Here is an 18,478-nt window from a genome sequence, read left to right as displayed (position 1 = left end):
GGCCCGGCGCTGTGGGGTCAGTCCAGCGCCAGGCGCCGGTCTGCAGCCAGCTTCTTCCACTTGGCGTTGTCCTGCGACATGAAGCGCTGGATTTCGGGCAGGGACATGGGCGTGGCCACGGCCCCGGCGGCCTGCAGCGTGGGGCGCAGCTCGGGCGACTGTATGGCCTGGTTGATCCACTGATTGAGCTGGGCCAGCCGCTCGGGGGGCGTGCCGGAGGGCACGGCCACGGCATACCACTGGGTGGCCTCGTAGCCGGGCACGCCGGCCTCGCGCATGGTCGGTACATCAGGCAGGCTGTCTATGCGCGTGGCGCTGGTCACGGCATAGGCCTTCAGCCGGCCCGACTGGATGTGCGGCAGCACGGGCGTCACGCCCAGCATGGCCAGGGGGATCTGCCCGCCCACCACATCGGTCACGGCCTGGCCGCCGCCCTTGTACGGCACATGCACCATGCTGGTGGCCGCCAGGGCGTTGAGCAGTTCGCCGGCCAGATGCTGGGAGGTGCCCGTGCCCGAACTGGCGTAGCTCCATTGGCCAGGTTTGGCTTTCATGGCGGCTACCAGTTCGCCCAGGCTGCCGGCCGCACCCGGGGCCGGGCCCACCAGCACCATGGCGCCCCGGGCCATCACGGCCACGGCGGTCAGCTCGCGGCCCACCTCGGGCTGGCGCGGGCCGGATAGCTGCGGTCCGGGCACGGAGACCAGGGTCAGGCCATCGGCAGGTGCCTTGGCCGCCGCCTGCAGGCTGATCGCGCCCGAGGCGCCCGGACGGTTTTCCACGACCACGCTGACACCGGCCCTGGCCTCCAGTTGCCGGGCCACATGGCGGGTCAGCACGTCCAGGCTGCCGCCGGGCGCAAAGCCCACGATCCAGGTGATGGGCTTGCCCTGCGGCGCGTGCGCCGCCGGCTCGGCCGCGCGGGCCGTGGGCAGTGCAAGGGCCAGCAGGGCTGCGGCGGCCAGGGGGCGCAGTGCATGGCGGCGGGTGGTCGGCAGGCGGCCGCTGGCCTGCGGGGCGGGTAGGGGTGCGCAGGTCATTGGTCGGGGGCGCCGGGCGCGGTGTTGGGGTGTGCCTTGCAGCTTTCGTTGAAGCGCTGGACCATGGTCAGCATGGGGTTGAGCACCCAGGTGTTGAAGATCAGCACGTCATGCTCCTCCTTGGGATCGCGCACGATGTTGAACAGGTAGGGTGACTCCAGCTTGCCTTTGCTCTCGTTGACCTCGGGCTCCCAGTAGAAATGCAGCTTCCAGTCGCGCCACTTCGCGGCCCGCAGCTGGTCCTTGATGTAGAAGAGAAAGCCCTCGCGCGCGGACCGGGGCTCGCCCAGCAGGAAGGCCGTCTGGTCCAGGCCGTCGATGGGCCGGTCCTGTGGCATGGCGGCGCCCGCCACCGCCGCCAGGGTGGAGAAGATGTCGGTCACGTGCATGATTTCGTTGCTGGTGCGCCCGGCCTGGATGCGGCCCGGCCAGCGTGCGATGAAGGGCACGCGCAGGCTGCCCTCCATGGCCGTGTGGTAGGTGCCGCGCCAGGGGCCGGCCGTGCCGCGGTAGGGCTGGCGGAACTCGGGGCCGTTGTCGCTGCAGAAGATGAACAGCGTGTCCTCGCGCAGGCCGAGCCGGTCGATCTCGTCCGAGATCTGGCCCACGCGGTGGTCCATCTCCACCATGGAGTCGGCAAAGTCGCCCTGGCCGGTGCGGCCCGCGAAATCCGCATGCGGCAGCGTGGGAAAGTGCAGGTGCACCAGGGGAAGGTACAGAAAGAAGCGGCGGTCCCGGGCGTGGTTGCGGCGCATGAAGTCCAGCGAGCGCTCCACCAGCTCGGCATCGATGTTGCGCCGCGATTCCAGGTCATAGACCTTGACATCGTCCGAGAGCGCGCCCGCGCGGCCTTCCATGATGTGGGGCAGGGGCGCCACCAGGGGGTCGTAGCCCGTGGTCGCGGTGAACTGGCTTTCGTCCGTGGTGCGCGGAATGCCGTACCACTCATCGAAACCCCGGTCCGAGGGATAACGGCCCGGAATGTCCCCCAGATGCCATTTGCCGAAATGCGCCGTGGCATATCCCTGGGCGGACAGCAGCTGCGCCAGCGTGGTCTCGCCGCGCGTCAGGCCCTGGGGCAGCCCGGCCGGCACCGATTGCAGGGCACCCGTGCGGATGGGGTGGCGCCCCGTCATCAGGGCCGAGCGCGTGGGCACGCAGTCGCTTTCCACGTTGAAGTTCTGCAGCAGCAGTCCCTCGGAGGCCAACTGGTCGATGCGCGGAGTGGGCGCGCCGCGCAGCGCACCGCCGCCGTAGCAGCCCAGCTCGCCCCAGCCCAGGTTGTCCGCGACGATGAGCACGATGTTTGGTGGGTTCATGATGTGGCTCAAAAAGTTTCCATGCCAAAACTCTAGCCACAAGCCCTGTCTTGGTGATAACCAAACCAGCGAAAATCGATGCACATCTGGAATGGCTTTGCTCGGCAAGGTAGCAAGCTTTCTCGTTTTTCTTCGTTGACAAGGAATGGCATGACGGGATTTGCCTATAACGAGCTGGCCTGCTTTCTGGCCGTGGCCGAGCATGGCCATTTCGGGCGTGCGGCCGCTGCCCTGCAACTGACCCAGCCGGCCGTCTCCAAGATCGTGCGCCGCGTGGAGCAGGGCGTGGGAGCGGCCCTGTTCACGCGCGGAACGCATGGCGTGGCTCTGACCAGCAGCGGCCAGCTGTTCATGGAGCCCGCGCGTCAACTGGTCTTGCGGCATGAGGAGACGATGCGCGCCGCCAGCGACATCCAGGCCCAGCATGTGGGCCTGATCCGCCTGGGCTTCACGCAGGCCACCTCGGAAAGCCGCGCCACCCGGGCCGTGGCCGAGCTGCTGCGCCGCCGCCCCGGCCTGCGCGTGCGGCTGACCGTGGGCAAGTCCGATGACCTGGAGCGCGCGCTGCTCGACGGCAGCCTGGACCTGGCCGTGGTGCCGTCCTACCCGGGCCATGCCACGCGCTGCGCCCAGGTGGTCATCGGCGAGGACGAGCTATGGGCCGCCGCACGGCCGCGCCACCCGCTGTTCCAGCTGGCGCTGGAGCAGGGCCTGAGGTTCGGGCATTTGCAGGGCTACTCCTGGGCCTTGCCGGCACCGGGCGCCGCCGTGCGCAAGGTGGTGGACGAGGCCTTCGCGGCCCAGGGCCTGGGCGCGCCCACCGTGGCCCTGGAGATCCAGCACAACACCGAGGCCACCATCGACATCGTGGGCCAGACCGACCTGCTGTGCTACGTGCCCAGCCATGTGCTGCGCAGCAATCCCGAGCGCCTGCAGTCCCTGCCCATCCCCGAGCTGCGCACGCGCCGCAGCTGGCTTCTCATCAGCCACCCCAAGGCCCATTGGTCGCCGCTGATGTCCGCGCTGCGGGACCTGACGCTGGGGTAGCGGCCCGTAAAGCAGGGCCGGTGCGGGCTGGCTTCAGATGTTCAAGGTGTCTTGCGCTCAGGCAGAGACGGGCGTGGAGCTGCCCCCCAGATGCCGGGCCGGCCGGTGCGTGTAGCGGTCCAGGGCCAGGCCGTCGGTGCTGATTTCGGGGCTGCGGCCGGTGATCAGGTCGGCGATCAGCCGGCCCGAGCCGCAGGCCATGGTCCAGCCCAGCGTGCCGTGGCCGGTGTTCAGGAACAGGTTGGAGTAGCGCGTGGCGCCGATGATGGGCGTGCCGTCCGGCGTCATGGGCCGCAGCCCGGTCCAGAAGCTGGCGCGCGCCACGTCGCCGCCCGGGAACAGGTCGTTGACCACCAGTTCCAGCGTGGCGCGGCGGCGCGGGTCCAGGCGCAGGTCGAAGCCGCCCAGCTCGGCCATGCCGCCCACGCGGATGCGGTCGTCAAAACGGGTGACGGCAATCTTGTAGGTCTCGTCCAGCACGGTGGACTGCGGCGCCAGCGCCGGGTTGCCCAGCGGCACGGTGAGCGAATAGCCCTTGACGGGGTAGACGGGCAGGTCCAGCCCCAGCGGCTCCAGCGCCTGGCGCGAGTAGCTGCCGAAGGCCATCACGTAGCGGTCGGCGGTCAGCAGTTCGCCATTGACGCGCACGCCGGCAATGCGGCCGCCTTCGACCACCAGGCCATCCACGTTCTGGTTGAAGCGCAACTCCACGCCCAGGCCGGTGGCGATGCGGGCCAATTCATTGGTGAAGCGGTGGCAGTCGCCGGTCTCGTCCTTGGGCAGGCGCAGGCCGCCCGTCAGCCGGTCGCGCGCCTGGGCCAGGGCGGGCTCCACCTGGGCCAACTGGTCGCGGTCCAGCAGTTCGTAGGGCACGGCGCATTCGCGCAGCACGGCCACATCGCGCTCCACGGCGTCCAGCTGGGCTTGGGTGCGGAACAGTTGCAAGGTGCCGCCGGTGCGCTGCTCGTAGGCGATGCCGGTGTCGGCGCGCAACTGCTGCAGGCAGCTGCGGCTGTACTCGGCCACGCGCATCATGCGTTCCTTGTTGACGGCGTAGCGCTGGGCAGAGCAGTTGCGCAGCATCTGCGCCATCCAGCGCAGCTGGAACAGGCTGCCGTCCAGGCGCACGGCCAGCGGCGCGTGTTCCTGCAGCATCCACTTCAGGGCCTTGAGCGGAATGCCGGGCGCCGCCCAGGGCGTGGAGTAGCCGGGCGAGACCTGGCCCGCGTTGGCAAAGCTGGTTTCGGACGCGGGCGCATCCTGCCGGTCCAGCACCGTGACCTCGGCACCGGCCCGCGCCAAGTAGTACGCACTGGTCACGCCGATGACACCGCCGCCAAGAACAAGGACTTTCATACGATTCACCGCCAGGTCAACAAGATGAAATCAAAGTCTATTGACGATGAGGCAGTGGAAACCACTGAAATATTGATACTCTCCAGTGATTGATCATCCCCGGGAAGCACCGCCATGGCCGCCAGAAGTGAAAACCGCGTACTCGACCGCACCGACCGCAAGATCCTCGACATCCTGCAGCGCGATGGCCGCATCTCCATGACCGAGCTGGCCGAGCAGGTCAGCCTCTCGGCCACGCCCTGCTCGGAGCGCGTGCGCCGCCTGGAGCGTGATGGCGTGATCACCGGCTACCACGCCCATCTGTCGCCCGAGGCGCTGGGCAAGACGCTGCTGGTGTTCGTGGAGATCAAGCTGTCGTCCAAATCGGGCGAGGTCTTCGACAAGGTGCGCCAGGAACTGCTGCACGTGCCCGACGTGCTGGAGTGCTTCCTGGTCTCGGGCAGCTTCGACTACTTGGTCAAGGCCCGCCTGGGCGGCATGCGCGAGTACCGCCGCCTGCTGGGCGACATCCTCAAGAAACTGCCCGTGCCGGCCGAGTCGCACAGCTATGTGGTGATGGAGGAGGTCAAGGAGACGCTGGCGCTGCCTTTGGATCGGTGAGGGAGCCGTCCTCGGTGTTCCAGGGGCGGATCTACCCCCATTCCTCATTGTTATTTACTGTTTGAAACGTTTGTCACAATAGATTTGATTCAAATGGGGTATTGTGCGATCCCATCCAAATGGATATTGGACGGCAGATCGGTTGTTATGGAGTTCCGCATTCATCGGCGCTCTCCGTTGAAAAGTAGGCAGGACGGCAACTTGCAGTTCCATTCCAATGGCGGTATTGCAAATATTTGTCATTGAAGGGTGAATTTTTGGGATTGTTGATTTTTAAAATTCAATGCCAGTGATACCTTGATAGTGCAAATCTATCTATCACTGGGAGTTCTATGAAAAATCACGCCCTCATGGCTGCCTTGATGGCCGGTGCAGCAATCTCGGCCTGCCCACCCGCCAGCGCGCAAGTGACGCGTTACTTCGGGGAGATGAGAACCTCCTACTCGGATTTCCAGGATCGCACGGCTTGTCCCCTGGGGCCTCACGGCTCATGCCAGGATTTTCCGAGGACCGCCCGCCTGGCCGGCTGGTTTGAAACGGCCGCACCCTTGCAACCCGACCTGGACGAGAGCGAAATAAGGGCGCTGGTCACTTCCTATAGTTTCTCGGACGGATTGACCACCTACAGCAGTGCCGACCCGGATGTGCGCGCATTCATATTCAGGGTTTCCACGGACAGTGGGTCCAATATCGTGAGAAACAGAATCCACCTTCAACGCTGGCTGACGGGAAACAATCCGCACCGCTCCATCAATGGCGTTGGCCCGGGTGGATCTCCCAATGATGTGGATATGCTGAGCCGGTTTGAAATGGCCACGGAACAGGTGGCGGCCGTGAACAACGCGATGTGCGCTTCCCTGTTCTCGGAAACATCCCAGCAGGTCAGCCATTCGGGTGAGAGCGACACCTGTCTGGGCACCTATGAGATGCCCGACAACGGCGTGTCCGTTGCGTGGACCGGGGCGCCCGTGCAAAACCAGAACGTCATGTCCTGGCACAGGGAGGCCGTGCATCCTGCCCTGTCGTTGACCCACAGCATCTCGCCCGCAGGCCAGGTGCAGGCGGGGCAGGAGGTGCGCTACACCATCACCGTCAGGAATACGGGGACCGTGGCCGCCACCCAGGCGCAGATTGCCGACAGCCTGCCTGCCGGCCTGGAGCGCGCCACCTGGACCTGTACGCCCGGCGCCAGCACGCCATGTCCCGTGGCGTCAGGCTCCGGATCGCTGGCGGTCACGGTGCCCGTGTTCGCGGCAGGAGACTCGCTGGTTTTCACCGTGATGGCCAGCGTATCCAACCCGGCGCCCGCAACCATTACCAATGTGGCCACGGTGGATGCCGGGGACCCGTCGGTGCAGTGCATGCAGGCAGGGCAGGTCGTGGGAACGGTGCCGTGCATGGCTTCCGCGTCCATCAATACGGTGGCGGCTCCCCCCGGCGGTGGCCAGGTGACCCCCGTGCCGACGCTGCAGCACACAGCCCTTGCGGTCCTGAGCCTGCTGGCTGCAGCCATCGGATGGATGGGGCTGGGGCGGCGCCAGCGGGTCGGCGCGGGCCGCTGGCGCAGCTAGGTCGCGCTGGCGTCCTGCGCGGCGGCGCCCATTTTCTGGCGCGTGTCCTCGTCGAGCAGGCTGCGCACCTGGGCGAACAGAGGATCGGCGCCCGTGTACTTCCTGCCGTAGCCCAGGTTGAAGCCGTAGTCGAAATCCTGCGGATTGATCCCCTGGTTGTGCTGCAGGATGGTCTCCAGCTTGTCCAGGGCCTTGACGGCGCGGGCCTCGGGCGTGGCGGCGTCTTCGTACTCCTGCCACAGGGCCATGATGGCGTCGCGGTGCCCGGGCTGCAGCGAGCGGGTCAGGTGCAGCAGGTCGGCCTTTTCCTGCGCGCTCTTGTCGGGGTGCTGGTTCTTTTCCACGGCGGGGATGTCGCCGTGGATGGCCTCGCCCAGGTCGTGGATCACGCACAGCTTGAGCAGCTTGAGCATGTCCAGCTGTGCGAACTGGTCCTCGAAGGCGATCGCCATCAGGCACAGGCGCCAGCTGTGCTCGGCCGTGCTTTCGGTGCGGCCGGTGGAGGTGTGGGCGCTGCGCAGCACGCTCTTGAGCTTTTCCGCCTCGCGCAGGAAGTCCAGGCGGCCCTTGATGTTGTTGATATCCATGGCGGATATTCTCGTCGGCTTTCACCAGGGCCGCGCGCGTCCGGGCTCAGTCGATCAGCCGCCCCTGCGCATCCCAGAACGGGTGCGGTCCGTCAAACTGGCCGCTGGCCACGGCATGGCTGACCAGCCGGCCGCCGGGCGGCAGGGCGTGCAGCATGAAGCCGGGCGGCTCCAGCGTCCAGGCCGATGCGGCGTCGGGCGCCAGGTCCAGGCAGACCTGGTGGGCGGGCGCAGGCGAGGTCATGGCCATCGTGCCGCCAAAGGCGACCTGGATGCTGCGGTGCAGGTGGCCGCAGATGACGCGCTGCACGTTGGGGTGGCGGCGCACCAGGTCTTCCAGCGCCTGTGCACCCTGCAGCAGGCCGATCTTGTCCATGTGGCCTATCAGGGTCTCGAAGGGCGGGTGGTGCATGGCGATGACCACGGGGCGGCCTTCGCTGGCGGCCAGTTGCAGCTCCAGCCATTGCAGGCGCTCCTCGCACAAGGTGCCCTCGCTGTGGCCGGGCACTACGGTGTCCAGCGCGATCAGCCGCAGATCGCCGATGTCCACCGCGTACTGGATGAAGCCTTCGCTACGCAGCCAGGTGTGCTCGGGAAAGGCGGTGCGCAGCGCGTCGCGGTCATCGTGGTTGCCGGGCAGCAGGTAGATGGGAAGCTCGCCCAGCGGCGCCAGCAGGCTGCGCAGGTGGGCGTATTCGGCGGGCCAGCCGAAGTCGGTCAGGTCGCCGGTGATCACGACGGCGTGCGGCTGCTGCGGCAGGGCCAGCACGCTTTGCACCGAGCGCTCCAGGTATTGGGCGGTATCGATGCGGCGGTAGGTCAGGCGGCCGGGTTCGCGGATATGCAGGTCGGTGAGCTGGGCCAGGAAGGTGGTCATGGAGGGGCGCAGGGTTTCAGGCGTGGGCATGGTTGGGCATCCATTGGTGGGGGGCGATGCGCAAGGCCACGCGGTCGCCCGATTGCGCGGCGTGGTCGCGGGCCACGTCGGCCATCAGCGGCGTGTGGCCCGCCAGCTCCAGCGTGAGCTGCAGGCGGTCGCCCAGGAAGACGCGGCGCGCCACCGATGCGGGCACGGCGCCCGGCGTGCCGGCGGCGCAGACCTCGATGTCTTCAGGGCGCAGCAGCAGCCGGGCCGCGCCCGTGCATTCGGCCGGGCAGGCCAGCTCCATGCCGGCCAGCGCCAGCCGGTTGCTGCGCGCATCGTCTTCGCTGCGTTCGACCTGGTTCACGCGCCCCAGGAAGGTGGCGACAAAGGGATGGGCCGGGCGGCGGTACAGGCTCTCACCGTCGCCCACCTGCAGGATGCGGCCTGCCTGCATGACGGCCATGCGGTCGGCAATGGCCATGGCCTCCTGCTGGTCGTGCGTGACATGGACGGCGGTGATGCGCAGCTGGCGCAGCAGCTGTGCCAGCTCGTCGCGCAGGGTTTCCTTGAGCTTGGCGTCCAGCGCGGTCAGCGGCTCGTCCAGCAGCAGCACGCGCGGGCGCGATGCCACGGCGCGGGCCAGGGCCACGCGCTGGCGCTGGCCGCCGGACAGTTCGGCCGGGCGCTTGTGCTCCAGGCCGTTCAGGCGCACCAGGTCCACCAGTTCGCCCACCACGCGGCGCTGCTCCTGCTCGGACACGCCGCGTATGCGCAGGCCGTAGGCTATGTTGGCCTGCACGCTCATCTGCGGGAACAGCGCGTAGTGCTGGAACACCATGCCCACCTGGCGCTTTTCTATGGGCACGCGGGTGACGTCGGTGTCGCCGAAGGCGATGCGGCTGCCCGCATCCGGCGTCTCCAGCCCCGCGATGATGCGCAGCAGCGTGGTCTTGCCGCAGCCCGAGGGTCCTAGCAGGGCCAGCACCTCGCCGGGCTCCACGCGCAGGTCGGTGGCCTGCAGGCCGCGCGTTCCGTCGGCATAGGTCTTGGCGCACTGCCGGATGTCGATGGCGACGCTGTTACTTTCCATAATGCTTCTCGATGAAATGCCCCAGCGCCTGCAGCAGCCACATCACGGGCAGGATGACGATGAGGAAGATGAGGGTGTAGGCCGAGCCCACCTCGATGCGCATGGACGCATAGCTGTCGGCCAGGCCCACGGGCAGGGTGCGCGTCAGCGGCGTGTGCAGCATCCAGGTCAGGTTGAACTCGCCCATGGACAGGGTGAACACCATCAGGCAGGCAGCCACGATGGCGGGCAGCACGGCAGGCACCAGCACGCCCAGGAAGCGCTGCGCGAACGAGGCGCCCAGGCTGCGCGCAGCCTCCTCCAGCGCCACCAGTTCCTGGCGGCGCAGTGCCGAGCCCACCATGCGCACCATGAAGGGCAGGGTGAACACCACATGGCCCACCAGGATGAAGGCAAAGCTCTGGCGGAAGGCGGCCACGCTGCCATAGGCCAGCAGCAGGGCCAGGGCGCTGGCCAGGCCCGGAATGGCCACGGGCAGGGTCAGCAGCTCCTCGAAATGCCGGGCCCAGGGCGAGCGGCTGCGCGCCAGCGCATAGGCGCAGGGCACGCCCAGCACCAAGGTCATGGCCACGCAGGCGCAGGCCAGCAGCAGCGACATCAGCACGGTATTGCCGTAGCCGGCCCAGACCTCGGCCAACCAGCGCGTGGTCAATCCGCTGGACAGGCCCTGGCCGTAGTTCTGCACCAGCCCGGCCAGCACCGACAGCAGCATGGGCGCCAGCATGAACAGGGTGACGGTGGCGGTCACCAGCCACATCAGCGGTGGCATTTTTTGTGTGGTCCGCATGTTCAGACTCCTGTGGCGGCCGGACCCGCCCAGCGCCGCGACAGCCACAGCACCAGCCAGGTGATCAGCCCCAGGCTGATCGACAGGCTGGCGGCCAGGGCGAAGTTGGCGTAGTTGGTGAACTCGTTGTAGATGGTGATGGGCAGCACCTCGAACTTGCTCGACAGCGTGAAGGCCGTGCCGAAGGCGCCGACCGACGTGGCGAACACGATGGCGCCGCAGGCCAGCGTGGTGGGCAGCAGCTGCGGCCACCACACATCGCGCGCCACGCGCCAGCCGTTGCCGCCCAGCGAGCGCGCGGCCTCCTCCAGGTGCGGGTCCAGCGCCTCGGCCGCTGCCGTGTAGGAGGCAATGGCGCGCGGCAGCGAGAAGTACAGGTAGCCCAGGAACAGGCCCAGCAGCCCGTAGGCGAAGGTGATCCGCTCGCTGCCCAGGGCCACCGACAGGTCGGCCAGCGCGCCCTGGCGCCCGCCCAGCAGGATGATGAAAAAGCCGATGATCACGCCCGGAAACGACAGCGGCAGCGTCAGCAGCGACAGCAGCAGGCCGCGCCCCGTGAAGCGGTGGCGCGCCAGCGCAATGCCCATCACCGCGCCGATCAGCAGCGTGGCCACGGTCACGGCCAGCGACAGGGCCAGCGTCTGCAGCAGGCTTTGCAGGTACAGCGCGTCGGTCAGCGTGGCGAAGTAGGTGCGCCAGCCTTCACGCGCCGGCAGCGCCAGCAGCAGGCCGGCCGGCAGCAGCCAGAACGCCGCGAAGAAGGCCACGGCCGGCGCGCTGCAGGCCAGCAGCAGCGCGCGGGCGCGCCAGTCGCCTGGCGCTTGGGAGGGAATGCCCACGATGCAGTCCGCCTGGCTCAACGCACTTCACGCAGGTAGCGCGTGGAGAAGCCCTTTTGCACATCGGCCATCTTCTGGTAGTCCACCGAGGTGGCGCGTGCGTACTCGCTGGCGGGCAGGAAATGGCCGGCCACCTCCTTGGGCAGGGCCACGTCGCGCACGGGGCGCAGGTAGGCGTTGGCCCAGATGGACTGGCCCTTGTCGGACAGCACATAGTCCAGCACCTTCTTGCCGTTGTCCGTGTGCGGCGCCTTGTTCACCAGGCTCATCACATAGGGCATGACCACGGTGCCTTCCTTGGGGATCACGAAGTCCACGTCGGCCTTGTCCTTGTAGCGGGCGCGGTAGGCGTTGAAGTCGTAGTCCAGCAGGATGCCGATCTCGCCCGACAGCAGGCGCGCATACGAGGTCTGCTTGGGCACGATGGGCTCGTTCTTCTGCAGCTTCTTGAAGTAGTCGATGGCGGGCTGGAAGTTGTCCAGCGTGCCGCCCATGGCCTGGTTCACGGCCACGGCGCCCACATAGCCCACGAAGGCCGAGGCCGGGTCCAGGTAGCCCACCAGGCCCTTGTATTCGGGCTTGAGCAGGTCTGCCCAGGACTGCGGCACGGGCTTGCCGCCCAGCGCCGCCTTGTTGACCATGAAGCCCAGCGTGCCCGAATGGATGGTCACCCACTCGCCCTTGGGGTCCTTGAGGCCGGCGGGAACCTGGTCCCAGTGGGCGGGCTTGTAGGCGGCGACCACGCCGTCTTTCTGCGCCTGGATGGCGAAGGTCACGCCCAGGTAGGTCACATCGGCCACGGGGCTGGCCTTCTCGGCCACCAGCTGGGCCAGCGACTGGCCGGAGTTCTTGTTGTCGGGCGGCACGGTGATGCCGGTATCGGCCTTGATGGCCTTGATCTGCGTGCCCCAGTCGGCCCATTCGGGCGGGCAGTTGTAGCAGATGGCGCTCTGGGCCAGCGCCGTGCCGCAGACGGCGGTGGTGGCGGCCAGCAGGGCAAGGCGCTTGAAGGAGGGCTTGAAGGGGAGCTTGAAGGGAAGGGCAGTCAGTTTCATGGTGCGTACTCGAAGAGGTGGGGGAGCGTGGGGAAGGGAAGGGCGCGGCCTTGGCTTGCGCGGGCCGCTGTTGTTGGTTTCAGAGCCGGCAGGACTCGCCGCTGCGCCAGCCATGCGGCAGGCACAGGCTGTCCTGCGCGGCCAGGGTTTTCTTGCCTGCCAGCGCATCGCACAGCAGGCGCACGCAGGCCGAGCCGATCTCGTGGTTGGGCTGGGAAATCGAGGCCAGCGAAGGCGTGAGATCGCCGGCCATGGCAATCCCGTCAAAGCCGACCACGCTCAGGTCCGCAGGCACGGAGAACCCGGCCAGCGATGCCGCGCGGATGGTGCGAATCGCCAGCAGATCGTTGCTGCAGACAATGGCCGTGGGCGGGGCCTGCTCGGCCAGGTGCTGCTGCAGCATCTGCACGGCGGTGGCGGCAAAGGGCACCTCCCAGACCGGCAGCGGCGACAGGCCTGCGGCCTGCATGCCCAGCGCATAGCCGCGGCAGCGCTGCTGGGCGCGGTCGGACGCCTGCAACTGGCCCGTGACCATGCCGATGCGGCTGTGGCCTGCCGCAGCCAGGCGCAGCACCAGCTCCCTGACGGCGCCCGTGTTGTCCACGCCCACGCAGGCATGCTCATGGGTGTGGTGATAGGCCAGCACATAGGGCTTGCCAGCCTGGCGCACACGCGCCAGCGCCGCCGAATCGCCAGGATTGGAGACCACCAGCACCAGCGCATCCACCCCGCTGGCCAGCAGCCGCGTGGTGGCCGCGTCTTCACCGGCGTGGTCGTATTCGGTGGTGCAAGGCGAAATCGCATAGCCGCGCAGCGCCGCCTGTGAGGCAATGCCCTGCAGGCACTCGGCAAACACCGGATTGGTGAGCGTGGGCAGCACCACGCCCAGCACCTTGCTGCTGCGCGTGCGCAGCGTGCGGGCGCTGGCATTGGCCACATAGCCCACTTCCTGCGCCACGCGCAGCACCGTGCTGCGCGTTTGCGCATTGACCACCTCCGGCGAATTGAAAACCCGCGAAACAGTGGCGACGGACAGGCCCGCGCGGCGTGCAACCTCGGTGATGCTCATGGATGTAAACGATTTCTTGAAAACGTTTACATTGCACCCGCTGCGCGTGACGGCGCGGTGACGGAGATTTGAAGCTTTTGTGGCAGCCAGGCGTTTGGCGGCTGAGGCCCTGGCGTTGCCCGGTACCTAGGCTGCCGTAGATGCAGCCCGCTGGCGCCGAATCCAGCTGATGAAGGCCGAAAGCTCTGCGTTGAAACGAGCTCTGGGTGCCTCGGGCGTCCTTGCCTGCGCCAGAAAGAAAGCCATGGACTGCGCCATTTCCGGATGGAGCTGCGCAAAGCAATCGGCGAACTCCTCCAGCGTGCGCGGCCAGAAGCCCCCTGAGCAGGGGCGCAGCACATTGGTGGCCCGGATCAGCTTGCGTGCGGCTTCGCGTTGCAGGCGCAGGGCCTCCATGTCGTCCCGGGTTCCGGCAATGCGCTGCAGGTAGTCGTTCAGCACCTGCACGTAGTCGCCATTGACGGCCTGTGCAATCGCCCTGGACGGCTCGAACGCCTCAAACTGCTGCGCCAAGTCTTCTCCATGGATGCAGCGGCACTCATGCTTGAGCCAGTAGCCCCAGCTGTAGAGATGGGCCGGGTCCAGCACCTCTTGCCGAGTGCCCAGGTCGAAATCGATCTTCACGACTTCTGTGTGAAGTAGTTGCAGGTCCTGGCGCGATTGTTCCAACCGGGCGCTCTCCTGCCTGGAGAGGGGGCGGGCCAGCACGATCGTCAGGTCCAGGTCCGAGAAGCCCGCCCTCGCGCAGCCGCGCGCCACGCTGCCATACAGGTAGAGGCTGTCCAGCGCCTCGCCGAGGGCGCTGGCGATGGCTGCGCGCGCATCTGCCACCAAATCCACAAATTCCGGCTGGATGGGGGCTCTGACAAAGACTTCGAGAGTGCCAGCGGAGCCGAGGTTGTTCATTGGTCTTGCAGTAGTGGAACGGGAGGCACGGCTCTGAGCCAGTCTCCTGCGAACAAGCCTGGAGCCTACAGGTCCCCTTCAGGGTCAGGCATAGGATTTGCAGCGATTGGAAACCGCATGCATCCCAGCGTGCGGGCGTCCATCATAAAAACACAACTCCAAGCCTCCTATGTCTTCATTCGATACCCAACTGCTGCTCATCGCGCTGGCCAGCGTGCTGGTCCTGGTCGCGCTGATCGTCTCGCGCATCCGTCTTCATCCCCTGCTGGCGCTGCTGGTGGTTTCCATCGGCGTGGGCTTTGCCACGGGCATGGCGCCGGGCGAGATCGTCAAGAACCTCACCAACGGGGCCGGCAAGACGCTGGGCGCGGTGGGTGTGGTGATTGCCCTGGGCGCGATGCTGGGCAAGATCCTGGCGGACTCCGGCACCACCGAGCGGCTGGCCGGTGCCATCCTGCAGCGCACGTCCGAGCGCATGATTCCCTGGGCCATGACCCTGGTGGCCTTCGTGATCGGCATTCCCATGTTCTTCGAGGTGGGGCTGGTGGTCATGCTGCCGCTGATCTTCAGCGTGGCGCGCAAGCTGGAAAGCAATGAGCGCTTCAAGGGATCGGCCTATGTCTATGTGGGCGTGCCCGTGATCGCCGCGCTGGCCGCCATGCACGGCATGGTGCCGCCGCACCCCGGCCCGCTCACCGCCATTGCCACGCTGCACACCACGGTCGGCCCGACCATGCTGTACGGCTTTCTGGCCGTGATCCCCGCCATGGTGCTGGGCGGCCCGCTGTACGGCGCCTTCATCACGCCGCGCATGAGCACGCGCCCCGATGCAGCCCTGCTGGAGCAGTTCACATCAGGCAAGAAGGAAGGCGGGGAGGGCAGTGCGCCCAGCATCGGCATGGGCGTGCTGTGCGCCTTGCTGCCCGCGCTGCTGATGCTGGTGCATGCGCTGGCCGAGGTGCTGCTGCCCAAGGATTCGGACCTGCTGCATGCAGCGGCCTTCCTGGGCAATCCGCTGGTGGCCATGCTGCTGGGCGTGGTGTTTGCCTCCATCACCCTGGGCTATCTGCGCGGCGCCGATGCAGAGAAGCTGCGCGACGCGCTGGGCCAGAGCCTCAAGCCCATCGCCGGCATCATGCTCATCATTGCGGGCGGCGGCGCCTTCCAGCAGATCCTGACCAGCGCCAAGGTGGGCGATGCCATCGTCCACATGACCCAGCAGTTCGCCCTGCCTCCGCTGGTGCTGGGCTGGATGATCGCCATGCTGCTGTCGGTGTCCACCGGCTCTGCCACCGTGGGCATCGTGGGCGCGGCTGGCCTGCTGGCGCCGCTGGCGGCCTCCGATCCTTCGCTGAACGTGCCGCTGCTGGCGCTGGCCATCGGCTGCGGCTCGCTGTTCTTCAACTATGCCAACCACGCGGGCTTCTGGATGGTGAAGGAGTCCTTCGGCATGAGCATGGGCGAGGCCACCAAGACCATTACCGTGGTGCAGTCCATCGTGTCCTTTGTGGGCCTGCTGATGGTGCTGCTGTTCAACCTGCTGCCCAAGCTGGGATAGGTGAAAGGCATGAGGCGGGCCGACGGGGGCCGCTTCGATGCCGCGGCAACCACCAAGGCAGTGCACTTCTTCCGGTTCGACTGCGAATTGCCCCAGTCGCGGCAGGGAAAATGCCGCCCCGTACAGGTGCGGTACCCGGCGCCGCTTCAACGCGGGTCCGGCAATTGACCTATACTGCTGGAGGTGCTGTCCTTGTTGTTCGCCTCCTCAGTGCCCGTCTGACATTCTTGCAGTCCCCGGACTGCCGTTGGCCGCCCACTGTGACGAAGTCCGCAACTGTCACTCCCATCGGCGAGCACCACGCGGGTCCAACACCCTTCCCCGGGCCCGCACTCTCCCTGCCACCTGCAGGGGCCTCTTTCCCTTTTTTCCGATGATCCGCTGCCTGCGTGCAGCGGTCATCCTGCGCTGGCCCAAGGCCGCAGCATGGTGCTGCACCGGCAACTTGCGGCGACGCACCCCTTTCAACATGTACTCACAGGAGTCCCATTGGCTAAAGAAGAACTGATCGAAATGCAAGGCCGGGTAGACGAAGTGCTGCCTGATTCCCGCTTCCGCGTAACGCTGGAAAACGGCCACCAGCTCATCGCCTATACCGGCGGAAAAATGCGCAAGCACCGCATCCGCGTGCTGGCCGGCGACAAGGTCACGCTCGAGATGTCGCCCTATGACCTGAACAAGGGCCGTCTCACGTTCCGTCATATTGAGCAACGCTCCGGCGGCGCCCCGGGCCAGCGCCCACCGCAGCGCCGCTGAGGTCTGCCAGCCCGCTCTTGCCTCGGAGCGGGCATGGGGGGTGCACAGAAAGGACCCGGCTTTGCGCCTGGTCCCATGGCCGGCAGCCCCGCCAGCCCGGCCGCCCGGGCGGCATCGGCCGGGACAGGCGAGTTCCCCGGCTTACTTGGACATTCCGTCCTTGCCCATGGAGTCCTTCTTCATTGCGTCCTTGGACATGCCATCCTTGTGCATGCCGTCCTTGTGCATGGAGTCCTTCTTCATTCCATCCTTGGACATGGAATCCTTCTTCATCCCGTCCTTGGACATGGAGTCCTTCTTCATCCCATCCTTGGACATGGAATCCTTGGTCATTGCGCCCTTGGACATGCCGTCCTTGGACATCTCATCCGCAGCGAATGCCGAGGTGGCGCCGGCCAGGGCGAGGCAGGCGGCGAGCACGGTGGTGGTGAACTTGGTCATTTGAGTCTTCCTTTGGATTAGCGGTTTGCAGGTTGCACAATCGGCCGGCCTTGCATGGCCCGGCCTCGCACCTTCGTTGGCGGCACAGCGGCTTGTGAGGCCGCTCAGCTGCCTCCGAACCAGTTGTAGCCCTGGTCTTCCCAGTAGCCGCCGGAGTAGGTGTTGGTGACGAACATGGCCTGGACGTGCTTCGGGTTCTTGTAGCCCAGCTTGGTGGGCATGCGAAGCTTCATCGGAAAGCCATATTTGGGCGGCAGGGGCTGCCCGTCGTAAGTCAATGCCATCAGCGTCTGCGGATGCAGGGCCGTGGCCATGTCGATACTGGTGAAGTAGTCGTCCACGCACTTGAAGCCGACGTACTTGGCGCTGGTGTCGGCGCCTATATGGCGCAGGAAATCGGCGAAACGCACGCCGCCCCAGCGGCCTATGGCGCTCCAGCCCTCCACGCAGATATGGCGCGTGATCTGTTCTTCCTGCGGCATGGCGCGCAGCTCGGCCAGGCTCCAGGCATGGCGGTCGGCGACCATGCCGGTCACCTCCAGGCGCCAGCTGGCCCCATCCACCTCGCGCACCTCGTCCTCGCCGTAGTAGGCATTGAAGGGGAAGGGGCGCGTGATCTCGGCTGCTGAATAGGTGGGCGCCAGCCGCGTGGGGCTGAAGAGCAGGCCCTGCACGCGATCGTTGAAGCGCGATACCTGATTGAGCGCGGCCTCGACGTGGCTGTCATCGCTGATGCTGCAGCCCGTGAGCAGGGACAGGCCGCCCAGCGTGAGCGAGCGCTGCAAGAAGGCGCGGCGTGCGGGCTGGTCCAGCTTGCGGGCGATCAGCGAGCGTGCCTCGTGCATCACGGCCGCGCCATCGACGCCGGGCAGGGAAGGGGCTTTGAAGATTTTCATGGTGTCTTGGGCGCACGGCCGTGGATCATGGTCAGGAAGGTCCGGGGCACCAGGGCGACCATTGCCAGGTGCACCACCACAAAGGCGACCAGCGCAGCCATGCCGAAGAAGTGCACGCGCCTTGCGGACTCATAGCCGCCCAGCAGCTCGCGCAGCAGCGGGAACTGCACCGACTTCCACAGCACCAGGCCCGACAGCACGATCACCACCAGGTCCAGCACCACGAACAGGTAGGCCAGCTTTTGCACATGGTTGTAGCGGGCCGGGTCGGCATGCGACAGCCGGCCCTTGAGGGCGGACACCAGGTCCTGCCGCACGCCCTGCACCGTGATGGGAAAGAACTTGCGCAGCCACCGGCCGCTGGCGATGTTGAGCAGCAGGTACAGCAGCCCGTTGAACACCAGCAGCCACATGGCCGCGAAATGCCATTGCAGCGCCCCGCCCAGCCAGCCGCCCAGAGTGATCGAGCCCGGAAAGGTGAAATCAAAGAACGGCGCCGCGTTGTAGATGCGCCAGCCACTGGTCACCAGGATGACCACGGCCAGCGCATTGAGCCAATGCGTGAGGCGCAGCCACAGCGGGTGGATGCGCTGGCCATCCTTGGGCTGTGCCGGTTGGGGGGTGATGAGGGCGGTGTTCATGGGTCCCATTGTTGGAGGGACCCTGTAGCGGATGTATCACGCAAACTTCAATTAA

At 66.8% G+C, this 18,478-nt stretch carries 19 protein-coding genes; 5 read left to right on the top strand and 14 right to left on the bottom strand.

What is annotated here, in order from left to right:
* Positions 1 to 17 precede the first annotated feature (17 nt).
* Both ACF8NF_RS26340 and ACF8NF_RS26335 read right to left on the bottom strand, forming a co-directional pair.
* Positions 18 to 1,040, bottom strand: a complete 1,023-nt coding sequence (locus ACF8NF_RS26340; RefSeq protein ID WP_013802904.1) for a tripartite tricarboxylate transporter substrate binding protein — start codon at positions 1,038 to 1,040, stop codon at positions 18 to 20.
* On the bottom strand, positions 1,037 to 2,359 hold the full coding sequence (locus tag ACF8NF_RS26335; protein ID WP_392451570.1) for an arylsulfatase: 1,323 nt from the start codon (positions 2,357 to 2,359) through the stop codon (positions 1,037 to 1,039). Before ACF8NF_RS26335 ends, ACF8NF_RS26340 begins: the two co-directional genes overlap by 4 nt.
* Before the next feature lie 150 nt (positions 2,360 to 2,509).
* Between ACF8NF_RS26335 and ACF8NF_RS26330 the strand changes: the two genes are divergently transcribed.
* Positions 2,510 to 3,406 carry a LysR family transcriptional regulator gene (locus ACF8NF_RS26330; RefSeq protein WP_013802902.1) on the top strand — a complete coding sequence of 299 codons (897 nt, stop codon included), beginning with the start codon at positions 2,510 to 2,512 and terminating at the stop codon, positions 3,404 to 3,406.
* A gap of 57 nt (positions 3,407 to 3,463) precedes the next feature.
* Here ACF8NF_RS26330 and ACF8NF_RS26325 read toward each other — a convergent pair whose 3' ends face one another.
* Positions 3,464 to 4,762, bottom strand: coding sequence for a D-amino acid dehydrogenase (locus ACF8NF_RS26325; RefSeq protein ID WP_016448135.1), 1,299 nt, complete (start codon positions 4,760 to 4,762; stop codon positions 3,464 to 3,466).
* Between the two features lie 114 nt (positions 4,763 to 4,876).
* On the opposite strand from ACF8NF_RS26325, the gene ACF8NF_RS26320 reads away from it, so the two are divergent.
* Together ACF8NF_RS26320 and ACF8NF_RS26315 are read left to right on the top strand one after the other, a co-directional pair.
* On the top strand, positions 4,877 to 5,362 hold the full coding sequence (locus tag ACF8NF_RS26320) for a winged helix-turn-helix transcriptional regulator (protein ID WP_017407393.1): 486 nt from the start codon (positions 4,877 to 4,879) through the stop codon (positions 5,360 to 5,362).
* 809 nt (positions 5,363 to 6,171) lie between these two features.
* Complete coding sequence (locus ACF8NF_RS26315; protein WP_392451568.1) at positions 6,172 to 6,933, top strand: DUF11 domain-containing protein; 762 nt, start codon at positions 6,172 to 6,174, stop codon at positions 6,931 to 6,933.
* On the opposite strand, the gene ACF8NF_RS26310 is transcribed toward ACF8NF_RS26315, so the two are convergent.
* The 8 genes from ACF8NF_RS26310 to ACF8NF_RS26275 all read right to left on the bottom strand — a co-directional run bounded on the left by ACF8NF_RS26310 (position 6,930) and on the right by ACF8NF_RS26275 (position 14,131).
* Complete coding sequence (locus tag ACF8NF_RS26310) at positions 6,930 to 7,520, bottom strand: HD family hydrolase (RefSeq protein WP_016448132.1); 591 nt, start codon at positions 7,518 to 7,520, stop codon at positions 6,930 to 6,932. The genes ACF8NF_RS26315 and ACF8NF_RS26310 overlap by 4 nt on opposite strands.
* Before the next feature lie 46 nt (positions 7,521 to 7,566).
* Positions 7,567 to 8,427: a phosphodiesterase gene (locus tag ACF8NF_RS26305; RefSeq protein ID WP_392451567.1), complete on the bottom strand. Its 861-nt coding sequence runs from the start codon at positions 8,425 to 8,427 to the stop codon at positions 7,567 to 7,569.
* Positions 8,414 to 9,475 (bottom strand): ABC transporter ATP-binding protein, encoded by a 1,062-nt coding sequence (locus ACF8NF_RS26300; protein WP_016448130.1) that lies wholly within the window; start codon positions 9,473 to 9,475, stop codon positions 8,414 to 8,416. The genes ACF8NF_RS26305 and ACF8NF_RS26300 overlap by 14 nt, the downstream gene beginning before the upstream one ends.
* On the bottom strand, positions 9,465 to 10,262 hold the full coding sequence (locus tag ACF8NF_RS26295) for an ABC transporter permease (RefSeq protein WP_026062847.1): 798 nt from the start codon (positions 10,260 to 10,262) through the stop codon (positions 9,465 to 9,467). The genes ACF8NF_RS26300 and ACF8NF_RS26295 overlap by 11 nt, the downstream gene beginning before the upstream one ends.
* A gap of 2 nt (positions 10,263 to 10,264) precedes the next feature.
* The gene (locus tag ACF8NF_RS26290; protein WP_392451566.1) at positions 10,265 to 11,122 is read right to left on the bottom strand and encodes an ABC transporter permease; all 858 of its coding nucleotides are present in this window, start codon (positions 11,120 to 11,122) and stop codon (positions 10,265 to 10,267) included.
* Positions 11,119 to 12,156: an ABC transporter substrate-binding protein gene (locus ACF8NF_RS26285; RefSeq protein ID WP_043791282.1), complete on the bottom strand. Its 1,038-nt coding sequence runs from the start codon at positions 12,154 to 12,156 to the stop codon at positions 11,119 to 11,121. The genes ACF8NF_RS26290 and ACF8NF_RS26285 overlap by 4 nt, the downstream gene beginning before the upstream one ends.
* 79 nt (positions 12,157 to 12,235) lie before the next feature.
* Complete coding sequence (locus tag ACF8NF_RS26280) at positions 12,236 to 13,225, bottom strand: LacI family DNA-binding transcriptional regulator (protein ID WP_392451565.1); 990 nt, start codon at positions 13,223 to 13,225, stop codon at positions 12,236 to 12,238.
* A gap of 126 nt (positions 13,226 to 13,351) precedes the next feature.
* On the bottom strand, positions 13,352 to 14,131 hold the full coding sequence (locus ACF8NF_RS26275) for a nucleotidyltransferase domain-containing protein (protein WP_392451564.1): 780 nt from the start codon (positions 14,129 to 14,131) through the stop codon (positions 13,352 to 13,354).
* Between the two features lie 169 nt (positions 14,132 to 14,300).
* Between ACF8NF_RS26275 and ACF8NF_RS26270 the strand changes: the two genes are divergently transcribed.
* The gene (locus tag ACF8NF_RS26270) at positions 14,301 to 15,689 is read left to right on the top strand and encodes a GntP family permease (RefSeq protein WP_016448121.1); all 1,389 of its coding nucleotides are present in this window, start codon (positions 14,301 to 14,303) and stop codon (positions 15,687 to 15,689) included.
* 489 nt (positions 15,690 to 16,178) lie between these two features.
* Positions 16,179 to 16,445: a translation initiation factor IF-1 gene (gene infA / locus ACF8NF_RS26265; RefSeq protein ID WP_016448120.1), complete on the top strand. Its 267-nt coding sequence runs from the start codon at positions 16,179 to 16,181 to the stop codon at positions 16,443 to 16,445.
* A gap of 141 nt (positions 16,446 to 16,586) precedes the next feature.
* On the opposite strand, the gene ACF8NF_RS26260 is transcribed toward infA, so the two are convergent.
* The 3 genes from ACF8NF_RS26260 to ACF8NF_RS26250 all read right to left on the bottom strand — a co-directional run bounded on the left by ACF8NF_RS26260 (position 16,587) and on the right by ACF8NF_RS26250 (position 18,432).
* Positions 16,587 to 16,886 (bottom strand): pentapeptide MXKDX repeat protein, encoded by a 300-nt coding sequence (locus ACF8NF_RS26260; protein WP_016448119.1) that lies wholly within the window; start codon positions 16,884 to 16,886, stop codon positions 16,587 to 16,589.
* 104 nt (positions 16,887 to 16,990) lie between these two features.
* Entirely contained in the window at positions 16,991 to 17,782 is a 792-nt protein-coding gene (locus ACF8NF_RS26255; RefSeq protein ID WP_392451563.1) for a molybdopterin-dependent oxidoreductase, read from the bottom strand.
* Entirely contained in the window at positions 17,779 to 18,432 is a 654-nt protein-coding gene (locus ACF8NF_RS26250; protein WP_016448117.1) for a cytochrome b/b6 domain-containing protein, read from the bottom strand. Before ACF8NF_RS26250 ends, ACF8NF_RS26255 begins: the two co-directional genes overlap by 4 nt.
* Positions 18,433 to 18,478: the final 46 nt, after the last annotated feature.

Source organism: Delftia sp. WSY_22 (assembly GCF_043104185.1).
Taxonomy (GTDB): domain Bacteria; phylum Pseudomonadota; class Gammaproteobacteria; order Burkholderiales; family Burkholderiaceae_C; genus Comamonas; species Comamonas tsuruhatensis.
This window is presented reverse-complemented; position numbering and strand designations above follow the sequence as displayed.

Coding starts and splice junctions, on each gene's coding strand:
- ACF8NF_RS26305 (WP_392451567.1), bottom strand. CDS start 8,427: ATGCCCACGCCTGAAACCCTGCGCCCCTCCATGACCACCTTCCTGGCC.
- ACF8NF_RS26260 (WP_016448119.1), bottom strand. CDS start 16,886: ATGACCAAGTTCACCACCACCGTGCTCGCCGCCTGCCTCGCCCTGGCC.
- ACF8NF_RS26275 (WP_392451564.1), bottom strand. CDS start 14,131: ATGAACAACCTCGGCTCCGCTGGCACTCTCGAAGTCTTTGTCAGAGCC.
- ACF8NF_RS26300 (WP_016448130.1), bottom strand. CDS start 9,475: ATGGAAAGTAACAGCGTCGCCATCGACATCCGGCAGTGCGCCAAGACC.
- ACF8NF_RS26295 (WP_026062847.1), bottom strand. CDS start 10,262: ATGCGGACCACACAAAAAATGCCACCGCTGATGTGGCTGGTGACCGCC.
- ACF8NF_RS26280 (WP_392451565.1), bottom strand. CDS start 13,225: ATGAGCATCACCGAGGTTGCACGCCGCGCGGGCCTGTCCGTCGCCACT.
- ACF8NF_RS26250 (WP_016448117.1), bottom strand. CDS start 18,432: ATGGGACCCATGAACACCGCCCTCATCACCCCCCAACCGGCACAGCCC.
- ACF8NF_RS26320 (WP_017407393.1), top strand. CDS start 4,877: ATGGCCGCCAGAAGTGAAAACCGCGTACTCGACCGCACCGACCGCAAG.
- ACF8NF_RS26255 (WP_392451563.1), bottom strand. CDS start 17,782: ATGAAAATCTTCAAAGCCCCTTCCCTGCCCGGCGTCGATGGCGCGGCC.
- ACF8NF_RS26340 (WP_013802904.1), bottom strand. CDS start 1,040: ATGACCTGCGCACCCCTACCCGCCCCGCAGGCCAGCGGCCGCCTGCCG.
- ACF8NF_RS26335 (WP_392451570.1), bottom strand. CDS start 2,359: ATGAACCCACCAAACATCGTGCTCATCGTCGCGGACAACCTGGGCTGG.
- ACF8NF_RS26325 (WP_016448135.1), bottom strand. CDS start 4,762: ATGAAAGTCCTTGTTCTTGGCGGCGGTGTCATCGGCGTGACCAGTGCG.
- ACF8NF_RS26270 (WP_016448121.1), top strand. CDS start 14,301: ATGTCTTCATTCGATACCCAACTGCTGCTCATCGCGCTGGCCAGCGTG.
- ACF8NF_RS26330 (WP_013802902.1), top strand. CDS start 2,510: ATGACGGGATTTGCCTATAACGAGCTGGCCTGCTTTCTGGCCGTGGCC.
- ACF8NF_RS26315 (WP_392451568.1), top strand. CDS start 6,172: ATGGCCACGGAACAGGTGGCGGCCGTGAACAACGCGATGTGCGCTTCC.
- ACF8NF_RS26285 (WP_043791282.1), bottom strand. CDS start 12,156: ATGAAACTGACTGCCCTTCCCTTCAAGCTCCCCTTCAAGCCCTCCTTC.
- ACF8NF_RS26310 (WP_016448132.1), bottom strand. CDS start 7,520: ATGGATATCAACAACATCAAGGGCCGCCTGGACTTCCTGCGCGAGGCG.